This window comes from Dyella sp. (assembly GCF_035508675.1).
Lineage (GTDB): Bacteria > Pseudomonadota > Gammaproteobacteria > Xanthomonadales > Rhodanobacteraceae > Dyella_B.
This window is the reverse complement of sequence record NZ_DATJMN010000044.1, coordinates 1-9,150: the sequence shown is the minus strand read 5'-3', so window position 1 is coordinate 9,150 and position 9,150 is coordinate 1. Positions and strand designations below refer to the sequence as shown.

The following is a 9,150-nucleotide window of genomic DNA, read 5'->3' as shown; positions in this document are numbered from 1 at the left end:
TCGCCCACGGGGACATAGCAGCGGCCGAAGTCCGGATTGTTCGGTTGCATCGGCGGGCAAGCCGAGCCGGGCTTCAGCTCGTAGCTGGTGGCGTAGCGGAACGGCCAGATGTCGAACAGCGGTAGCTTGGCCGAAATATCGCCGAGCAGCTGGCTGATCTGGCCGAGCACGGGAATGCTCGGTTTGCGTGGCGCGATCACCCAGGCGTTCTGGGGCAGGGTGGCGTCGAGAATGGAATTGCGCAATTCGTTGGCGAAGCGTTGGTCGTAGACGATCACGCCGCCTTCGGTGTTGTAGTGGTCGGAGCGCGGATCGAAGTTGTGCGAGCCGACCATGCCCAGGTCGTCGTCGATGACCAGCGATTTGGCGTGCAGGCCGAAGCGGCGGCCGGGGCTGGTGAGCGGCGGCGGGCGGTTGCGGCTGCCGGTGCTGCCGAAAAAGCCGGGGCGCCGTTCGGTGCCGGGAAAACGCTTGTGTCGCGTGCCGGATGCGCCGGCAACCTCCGGGCCGTCGTCGTCTTCGTCCTCCACGTTGGCCTGCATGTAGGCGGCGGTGGCCAGTTCGGCGCGCGGTTTCAGTTCGTAGATGTCGAAGCCGTACTGGGTCAGGTAGCTTTTGCGGTGCTTGTACGAGAGTGCATACACGGCGAAGGCATCGGTGGAAGCCAGCGAATTGGTCGAGACGATGATCTGCGGCGCGGGGTCTTGGCGATGCAGCCGCTTGAAGATTTTCTCGGCGCGCCGGCTCATCACCAGGTACGGCGTCTGCAGCACCACTTGCTTCTTGGCGTGGTTGACCAGCTGCATCAAATGCGCCGTGAATTCCAGTGCCTGGTGTCGCGTGGGTTGCTCGGTCTTGGCGGGCAGGTCGCTGAAGTACTCCACGTTGCTGGCGTGCAGGGTGTTGCGGGTGATGTGCTCGGCGAGCCAATCCGGGTCTTCCGCTTCGGCCTGGGCAGCGGCTACGCGAGCGGGGTAGACGTAGTGGGGGCCTGGCCACGCCGGCAGCGCGGGATGGCGCAGGATCAGCCGGTTCACGTCGCGCAGTTGCGTGAGCGGCACCGCGCGCTTGTGGTTCCAGAATACGTTGAATTTCTCGGCCATCTGCCGTGCCGCCGGACCGCCGACCATGATGTCGCGATCGACGTAATCGAAGTCGTTGTCCCAGTTGAAGTAGCGGTTTTGGTAGTTGCGTCCGCCGGTGATGCCGATGGTGTCATCCACCAGCAGCAGCTTGTTGTGCATGCGCTGGTTGAATTTCATGAAACAGCAAACAATGCCGGCGGCGAATTCCAGCGGCGGCGTGCGCGAGTTGTGAAAGGTGGGGTTGTACAGGCGTACGTGCAGATGAGGGCTGGCGAAGGCGAGCTGGGCGAGCAGGGTCGGGTCTTCGAACGAGAACAACTGGTCGGCAAGAATGCGCACATTCACGCCGCGCCGCGCTGCATCCACCAGCTCGCTGAGCGCGAGCTGGCCCAGGTCATCTTCGTCCCAGATGTAGGTTTGCACGTCGATCGACTTTTTCGCCGCGCGAATCAGGTTGATGCGCGCGACCAGTGAGGCTTCGCTGTCGTCGAGCAGGGTGATGACATGCTCGGGGTGGTCGGCGGTGGATTCGGCCATGGCCTGGGTGGCCGCATCGAGCAGCGGCGATGGCGTGGCGCAATGATTGGTGCGGTCGCAACGGGTCTGGCGGTCGACACCCGCGGCAACAACGCTATCGGCTTGCTTGATTTGCGCGCGGCTCAGCGCGCAGCCCTGTATCAGGGACGCCAGCAACAGGATCAGCAAAAAGCGGTAACGCATGCGCATCGGCAAAACTCGATTCAAAGCATGCGCACGGTTGTACCGTATCCCACATCAAGGGCTTGCCTGCACGCCTGCATGGTTGTCCGCTTACATCTCCACATACGGTTCACTTTCCTGAGCTGCGTACAAACAGAGGCGGCACCGCCGGTCGCCGGGCGGCCCATCATAGCGGCCGATCAGTAACGGCTGTTCAACGGGTTTCCGGTTGCAGCGTGATGTTGAGATTGAGGTCGACGCTGTCGGACAGCGCAAGGCGGTCGCTGGTCATGCCGAAGGTGCTGCGTTGGAGCATGCCGCGCAGCACGATCTGGCAGGGCGTCATCGCCAGCCGCTTGCATTGCACCGGCTCCATGGCAAAGCGGATGGGCGCGGTGACGCCACGCAAGGTGAGGTGGCCGGTCAGGGCGCCGCCATGATCGAGCGCGGCTTGGGCAATGGGATTGGACACGAAGTGGATGGTCGGGTGATGGCGCACGTCGAAGAACGACGGCGCCAGCAGCAGTTGGCGCATGTGCGTCGAAGGCAGGGTGACGCTGTCGACCGGAATGGTGGCGTTGACCACCCAGCTGCCGGGTTGCGGTCCCGGCACCACGTCGCCATCGATGTGCGTGAACTCGCCGTTGACCTTGTCCAACCAGAACAGGCGGACGCGGAACATGGCTTCGGAGCGGTTCGGATCGATGCGGTAATCGGTGCCGTTGGCGACGGCGAGCAGCGGCAACATCAGCAACATCAGCAGCAAAAGCGCGATCGGCCGCCACGCACACGGCCAACCGCCCCTGTACCGTGCACCCCCCCCTGCGAACCTGCTGAACATCATGCTGCCTGCGCCAAATGGATAAGCGCCTGTCTACGATCGGTGCGTGACAGGTTCTAGAGCATCCCTGCGCTTCATGGTGACCAGAACGCGTCCAGCCGTGCGTTGCCCGGTTCCAGCGGACCATCGAAATGAAGCACGGCCAGTCCGGCCGGCGGCATGCCACGGAAATCCTCGGAACGGCCTTCCACCAGCAGGGCGACCAGCCGCTCGATGCCGGGATTGTGGCCGACCAACATGACCGTGTTGACGTCGCCATGCTGGTCGAGCAGGGCCAGCAGCTCGCCCGGCGTGGCGTTGTAGATTTCGGAGGCCTTCTGCATGGCCGGTGCGCGTTCCATTTCGGCCAGCGCCAGGTTGGCCGTGGCGCAGGTGCGTTCGGAAGGGGAGCACAGCACGCGATCCGGCCGCTTGCCGTGTTTTTTCAGCCACATGCCGGCGGCATGCGCTTCCTGTTCGCCGCGCCCGCTGAGGCGGCGCACCTCGTCTTCACCGCCGGGTGGGGCGGGCTGGGCTTCGGCGTGACGCAACAGGATCAGTTCGTGCATAGCGGTGAGTTCTCCCGGAGGATGGCTTGGTTGATGTGAAAGGCGCGCCTTAATGCTGCCGCTTGATCCAGCGTAGCAGCGGGCTCCAGTCCTGTTGATGGCCGCGGACCTGCTCGGAGCCGTAATCGAAGATGCCTTTGCCGAGCGAGGTCAGCAGCACGTAGGCCTGGGTATCGCGCAGTTGCGCCACCACCGGGAACGGCGCCTGCTCCGCCAATTGGTTGATCGCGTCCTGGCTGGCGTGGGTCCACGGCTTGAGGCGGTTGCCGACCAGGGCGACCGGCAATTTGCCGCGTTTGATGCGGCTGATGCTGCGTAGATGCTCGAGGAATTTCAGGGTGGCATGCAGATCGAAAGACGAGGGCAGCACCGGCACCAGCACCACGTTGGCTTGCTCCAGGTACGGCTCCAGCTCTTTCTCGTGCGAGCCGGCGGCGGTGTCGACCAGTACGCGGTCAGTGTCTTCGGGCAGTTTTTCCAGCGCTCGCCTGCCGCCTTCCAGCGCCAGCACCCCAGGCACGTTGTCGGGACGCAGGCTTGCCCAGCGATAGCTGGAGCCTTGCGGGTCGCTATCGACAATCGCCGTGCGCTTGCCGTCTTGCGCCCAATGCGAAGCAAGCTGGGTGACCAGCGTGCTCTTGCCGCAACCACCTTTACTGCTAGCTACCAATACCGTAAGCATCGGTTACCCCTGTTGGCGGGAGGTGGGGCCAAGGGTAGCGGGCCGGTAGAGAGCCGTAAATCGGCAATCGCCAATCGGGAATCGTAAAAGCGGCGTGCAGCAAGGATGCAGATGTCGGCGTTGAGCTATTTACGGCTTTGCCCCGGCTGCCAATCCGCCGGCGCATCCGTAGGCACACCGGCGTCGTGCATGGCGGCAAGCATCAGGCTCATCTGGGTGCCGCCGCTGCGGGCCAGGGCCAGCAGATGTTGTGCCTGGGCTTTATCGCTCTGGGCGCGCAAGGAAATGGCCGCAAAGTTCTGGACCTGCCAGATCAGATTGCGGCGGGCATTTTGGGCATCCTGCTGCTGGGCCGGATCGGCGTTGAGCACCTCGCGCAGATGCAGGCCGAGCGAGCGGGCCAGGGGACTGGAGCCCCATTCCAGCAGCTTGCCCAGTTTCAGGCAGTCGTTCTTGATGCCGTCGTCCTTGGGTGCCTTGGCCTCGCAGAAGCTGGCGGTGTCGCGCAGCGCCGGCTGCGGCATGCCGGCGGCGCTGCCGAACGCGACCAGCACCTGGACGCCGTAGGGGCCGGCGTTGGAGTTCGGATCGACGGTCGCGTTGGGCGGCGGCAGCAGCGTGCTGCCGTTGGCCAGCGCTTTCAGCGCCACGCCGCTGTAGTCGTCATACAGCTTGGCGGATGCGGCCTTGGCCAAGTCCTGGCGGGCATCGTCGTTTTTCAGGCTGTTGGCATCCTGGCTCAGCTTCACCAGCCACACGGCCGCGTTGTCCGGTGCCTGTTGCACCAGTTGCGCCACGGCATCGCTGTTGGGGCAGGCATGTGCGTTCCGATCGCAGTCGGCCAGGCGTGCCCAGCTCACGGCCGGGCCGGCGCCGTCGACACGGGCGGCGCGTTCGATCAGGGCATGGAAGCTATTGAACTTGCTGGGATTCGGCAGCGGGCGCGCCAACAAGGCCGCTGCCAGCAAGCGGTCCGCATCGCCGCTGGGGGCCAGTACGCTGATCAGGTCGTTCTGAAATGCGAGCAGCGCTTTTTCCCGGGGTTCCGCGGCGCTGGGAGCGGGTTGCTGCTTGGCAGTTACCGCCGTGGTGCCGAGGGCACAGGTCAAAGTGAGGGCAACAAGGCGCCATCCACGCATGGGAACTCCATGGGTCATAAAAGAGACGAGCATAGCCGGAGGGGATTGAGGGACTTCTGAACAGGAACGTTGTTCGATTTTTCGCTGAACGCCATGCCTTGGGCATGCTGCATCAGCTCCTGTAGCATGCTGACTCGCTGCCCACGAAGAACACAGGAGAACGCTGTGGAGTCGTTTTCGATGCTTGCCCAGGCGAATGCCGCCCCGTGGTTCGTGGGATGGGGCACGCTGGCCTTGATCAATGCCGGCCTGGCGCAAGGCAAGAATCGCAGTGGCCTGCTGTGGTTCCTGCTGTCGCTGTTGTTGGGTCCACTCGCAACGTTGGTGATTGTGTTGTTGCCGAAAGTGCGAAACAGGATCTTCTAGCAAATCGCTGGGTCGTCATTCGCGCGCAACGGAATGACGACCCATGCCGTACGGCTTATTCCCCTAGCGCCTCGCGCATGAATTCCGGCAAGGCCAAGGCACCCTTGTGCACGTCGGCGTTGTAGTAGCGCGTGGAGAAGTTCTTGCTCAGCGCGCCGCGCTCGCGGAAGCCGGCCAGGTCGCCGCCTTTGCGCGCCATGGTGCAGCTCCACCAGCCGGTGGGGTAGCACGGCTGCGGGAAGGGCAGGGTTTTGACCGCGCTGAAACCGGCGGTGCGCATGGCGGCGCGCATCGACTTGATCAGCTCCAGGTGCGCCAGCGGCGATTCGCTCTGCTGCACCAGGATGCCGCCGTGGCGCAGCGCCTTGTGGCAGCTGGTGTAGAACACGGCATTGAACAGGCCTTCGGCCGGGCCGACCGGGTCGGTGGAATCGACGATGATCAGATCCAGCGATTCCGGTTCTGCATCGGCCATGTACTTGATGCCGTCGATGAACAGCAGTTCCGCGCGCGGATCGTGGTTGGATTCGCACAGCTCAGGGAAATACTGCTCGGCCAGGCGCGTGACGCGCTCGTCGATTTCCACCTGCGCCGCGTGCTCGACTTCTTCATGCTTGAGCACTTCGCGCAGCGTGCCGCAATCGCCGCCGCCGATGATCACCACGCGCTTGGCGCGCGCATGGGTGAACAGCGCCGGGTGGGTCATCATCTCGTGGTAGAGGAAGTTGTCGCGGCTGGTGAGCATCACGCAGCCGTCGATCACCATCAGGTTGCCCCAGTCGGTGGTCTGGTAGATCTCAATGGTCTGGAACGGAGTTTTCTCCGCATGCAGCAGCTTTTCGACGCGATAACCGATGGAGGAGCCGGAAGCCTGGTGTGCTTCGGTGAACCAGCTGGGCTGCGACATGACGGACAGATCCTTGGAACTCGGGTTAAAGGAAAGTAATTGTAGCGGCAACGCTTGAAGTCGTGCCGCCGCCGCTCCTGCCCTCCCCCGCTTTGGCCGCGGGCGGCGAGAAGAAGCAAGCGCTGACCTCAAATTGTCGCAGCCGGCCGTTACAATACGCGACTGGTCGCCATGTGCGGCCATCAGGCTCTTCCGGCCCCGCGGCGTGCGAGGCTTCCGGCCGGCGAGCTTTGTGTTCGTCAAGGCTCCGCCGCTGCGACGACGACATCCTCCAATAGGAGATACCGTCACATGGCGAACGCCTGGAATACCGATGCTGCCCGTCATACCTACGCCGTGCCTTACTGGGGCGATGGCTACGTCGACGTCAACGACGCCGGTCACATCGTGATCCGTCCGCATGGCCCGAGCGGCCCTGGCTTTTCTCTTCCCGACATCGTCGAACGTGCCCGTGCCGAAGGCTTGCGCCTGCCCTTGCTGGTGCGCTTTCCGGACATCCTGGCCGACCGCCTGGCGCGCCTGCAGGGCGCGTTCGCCAAGGCGATCGATGCGTGGCATTACGCGGGCGGCTACACCGCCGTCTATCCGATCAAGGTGAACCAGCAGCGCGGCGTGGTGGCCGAACTGGTGGCCGCCGGTGCGCACGGCTTTGGCCTGGAAGCCGGCTCCAAGCCGGAATTGATGGCGGTGCTGGCGATGGCGCGGCCCGGCTCCATCGTGATCTGCAATGGCTATAAAGACCGCGAATACATTCGCCTGGCGCTGATCGGGCGCAAGCTCGGCTTGCGCATCCACATCGTGATCGAAAAGTTGTCCGAGCTCGATCATGTGATCAGCGAAGCGAACGCCTTGAACGTGGAGCCGCTGCTCGGCGTGCGTGTGCGGCTGGCGTCCATCGGCGCGGGCAAATGGCAGAACACCGGCGGCGACAAAGGCAAGTTCGGCTTGTCCCCGGCGCAGGTTCTGGAACTGGTGGCGCGCCTCGATCAGGCCGGTCTCAAGCACACCTTGAAGCTGCAGCACTTCCACATGGGTTCGCAGATTTCCAACGTGCGCGACATTGCCAACGGCATGCGCGAAGCCACGCGCTATTTTGTGGAACTCACGCAGATGGGCGTGCCGCTGGAGATCGTCGACGTGGGCGGCGGCCTGGGCGTGGATTACGAAGGTTCGCGCTCGCGCAGCCACAACTCGATCAATTATTCGATCGAACAATATGCGGCGACGATCGTGCAGTCGCTGGCCGAAGCGGTCGAAGCCGAAGGTTTGCAGGCACCGCACATCATCACCGAGGCGGGGCGCGCCATGACGGCTCATCACGCCGTGATGGTGGTGAACGTGAGCGAAGTGGAAGCGGTGCCTGCCGGCAGCTTGCCGCCGGCAGATGGTGATGAGCCGGCCGTGCTTCGTCACTTGCGCGAGGTGTATGAAGAACTGGATACGCGCCCGCCGCTGGAGCTTTTCCACGAAGCCCAGCACCACGTGCAAGAAGGCCAGACGCTGTATGCGCTGGGCCAGCTTTCGCTGGCGGCGCGCGCGCGGCTGGACGAGCTTTATTACGCCATCGCCAACGCGGTGCGCGCGCGCTTGCTGCCGGCGGAGCGTGCGCATCGCCAGGCGCTGGACGAATTGGACGAAAAGCTGGTCGACAAATACTTCGTGAACTTTTCCGTGTTCGAATCGGTGCCCGATGTATGGGCGATCGACCAGATCTTTCCGATCGCCCCGATCGCACGCCTGCACGAACGGCCGACGCGCCGCGGTGTGTTGGTGGATCTTACTTGCGATTCGGACGGCCGCATCGACCACTACGTGGATGCCGAAGGCGTGGACGTCAGTCTGCCACTTCACGCCTTGAACGACGGCGAGCCGTACCGCCTCGGTATCTTCATGGTGGGTGCCTATCAGGAAACCTTGGGTGACATCCACAACCTGTTCGGCGACACCGACGCGGTGAACGTGCGCGTGGATGGCGGCAATTACGTGTTTGCGCACAAGCGGCGCGGGGACACCACCGACCTGATGCTGGATTATGTCGGCTATGATCTGGAGGCGTTGCGCCGCAGTTACCGTGAACGAATTTCCGCCGCCGGCATCCAAGGCGAGCCGGCGGAAAGCCTGTTTGTAACATTGAATGAAGGTTTGACCGGCTATACCTACCTTTCCGAGGGCGTGCGTTAGCGGTACCGCCCCACGGATGTTTCGACGGACGGTCGAAACATCCTGTGGCGACCCGATGTGCCGCCCCCATTTTTTTAATCCATCCGAAGGAGTGGCACATGGCAAGTCTCGACGGCAAGGTTGCATTGATCACGGGTGCCGCTAGCGGCCTGGGCAAGGCTATCGCCGAGCTTTATGCGAAGAACGGTGCGGCGGTGGCGATCGCCGACATCAATCAGCAGGCCGCGGATGCGGCGGCGGCAGAGATCAAGGCGGCCGGCGGCAAGGCCATCGGCATCGCCATGGATGTCACCAGCGAAGACGCGGTGAACGCGGGCACCGACAAGGCGGTGGAAGCCTTCGGCAGCCTGGATGTGCTGATTTCCAATGCGGGCGTGCAGATCATCAATCCGATCGACCAGTTCTCGTTTGCGGACTGGAAGAAGATGCTGGCGATCCACCTCGATGGCGGCTTCCTGACCACCAAGGCCGCGCTCAAGTACATGTACAAGGATAATCGTGGCGGCACCGTCATCTACATGGGCTCGGTGCATTCGCACGAAGCCTCGAAGCTGAAATCGGCGTATGTGACGGCCAAGCATGGCCTGCTTGGCCTGGCACGCACGCTGGCGAAAGAAGGTGCGGCGCATAACGTGCGCTCGCATGTGATCTGCCCCGGTTTCGTGCGTACGCCGCTGGTGGAAAAGCAGATTCCCGAACAAG

General features: G+C 63.4%; 9 protein-coding genes. 3 read left to right on the top strand and 6 right to left on the bottom strand.

Annotation, left to right across the window (positions count from 1 at the left end; genetic code table 11):
• From VMA74_RS02785 to VMA74_RS02765, 5 genes are all read right to left on the bottom strand, one after another.
• The coding region (locus VMA74_RS02785) for a phospholipase D family protein (RefSeq protein WP_325364589.1) at positions 1-1,811 on the bottom strand (1,811 nt) is incomplete at its 3' end.
• 187 nt (positions 1,812-1,998) lie between these two features.
• The gene (locus tag VMA74_RS02780; protein WP_325364593.1) at positions 1,999-2,541 is read right to left on the bottom strand and encodes a YceI family protein; all 543 of its coding nucleotides are present in this window, start codon (positions 2,539-2,541) and stop codon (positions 1,999-2,001) included.
• Positions 2,542-2,699: 158 nt separating this feature from the next.
• Complete coding sequence (locus VMA74_RS02775) at positions 2,700-3,173, bottom strand: histidine phosphatase family protein (RefSeq protein WP_325364587.1); 474 nt, start codon at positions 3,171-3,173, stop codon at positions 2,700-2,702.
• A 49-nt stretch (positions 3,174-3,222) separates the two neighbouring features.
• Positions 3,223-3,855: an AAA family ATPase gene (locus tag VMA74_RS02770; RefSeq protein WP_325364585.1), complete on the bottom strand. Its 633-nt coding sequence runs from the start codon at positions 3,853-3,855 to the stop codon at positions 3,223-3,225.
• 125 nt (positions 3,856-3,980) lie between these two features.
• Complete coding sequence (locus VMA74_RS02765; protein WP_325364583.1) at positions 3,981-4,994, bottom strand: hypothetical protein; 1,014 nt, start codon at positions 4,992-4,994, stop codon at positions 3,981-3,983.
• A gap of 180 nt (positions 4,995-5,174) precedes the next feature.
• On the opposite strand from VMA74_RS02765, the gene VMA74_RS02760 reads away from it, so the two are divergent.
• On the top strand, positions 5,175-5,360 hold the full coding sequence (locus VMA74_RS02760) for an antitermination protein NusB (protein ID WP_325364591.1): 186 nt from the start codon (positions 5,175-5,177) through the stop codon (positions 5,358-5,360).
• 55 nt (positions 5,361-5,415) lie between these two features.
• On the opposite strand, the gene speE is transcribed toward VMA74_RS02760, so the two are convergent.
• On the bottom strand, positions 5,416-6,267 hold the full coding sequence (gene speE, locus VMA74_RS02755; protein ID WP_325364581.1) for a polyamine aminopropyltransferase: 852 nt from the start codon (positions 6,265-6,267) through the stop codon (positions 5,416-5,418).
• A 291-nt stretch (positions 6,268-6,558) separates the two neighbouring features.
• On the opposite strand from speE, the gene speA reads away from it, so the two are divergent.
• On the top strand, positions 6,559-8,448 hold the full coding sequence (gene speA, locus VMA74_RS02750; RefSeq protein WP_325364579.1) for a biosynthetic arginine decarboxylase: 1,890 nt from the start codon (positions 6,559-6,561) through the stop codon (positions 8,446-8,448).
• A gap of 98 nt (positions 8,449-8,546) precedes the next feature.
• Positions 8,547-9,150: 3-hydroxybutyrate dehydrogenase (locus VMA74_RS02745; RefSeq protein WP_325364577.1), on the top strand; the 604-nt coding region annotated here is incomplete at its 3' end.

Excerpts from the sequence above, each read along its gene's own strand:
- VMA74_RS02780 (WP_325364593.1), bottom strand. The coding sequence starts at position 2,541 with ATGTTGCTGATGTTGCCGCTGCTCGCCGTCGCCAACGGCACCGATTAC.
- VMA74_RS02775 (WP_325364587.1), bottom strand. The coding sequence starts at position 3,173 with ATGCACGAACTGATCCTGTTGCGTCACGCCGAAGCCCAGCCCGCCCCA.
- VMA74_RS02770 (WP_325364585.1), bottom strand. The coding sequence starts at position 3,855 with ATGCTTACGGTATTGGTAGCTAGCAGTAAAGGTGGTTGCGGCAAGAGC.
- VMA74_RS02765 (WP_325364583.1), bottom strand. The coding sequence starts at position 4,994 with ATGCGTGGATGGCGCCTTGTTGCCCTCACTTTGACCTGTGCCCTCGGC.
- VMA74_RS02760 (WP_325364591.1), top strand. The coding sequence starts at position 5,175 with ATGCTTGCCCAGGCGAATGCCGCCCCGTGGTTCGTGGGATGGGGCACG.
- speE (WP_325364581.1), bottom strand. The coding sequence starts at position 6,267 with ATGTCGCAGCCCAGCTGGTTCACCGAAGCACACCAGGCTTCCGGCTCC.
- speA (WP_325364579.1), top strand. The coding sequence starts at position 6,559 with ATGGCGAACGCCTGGAATACCGATGCTGCCCGTCATACCTACGCCGTG.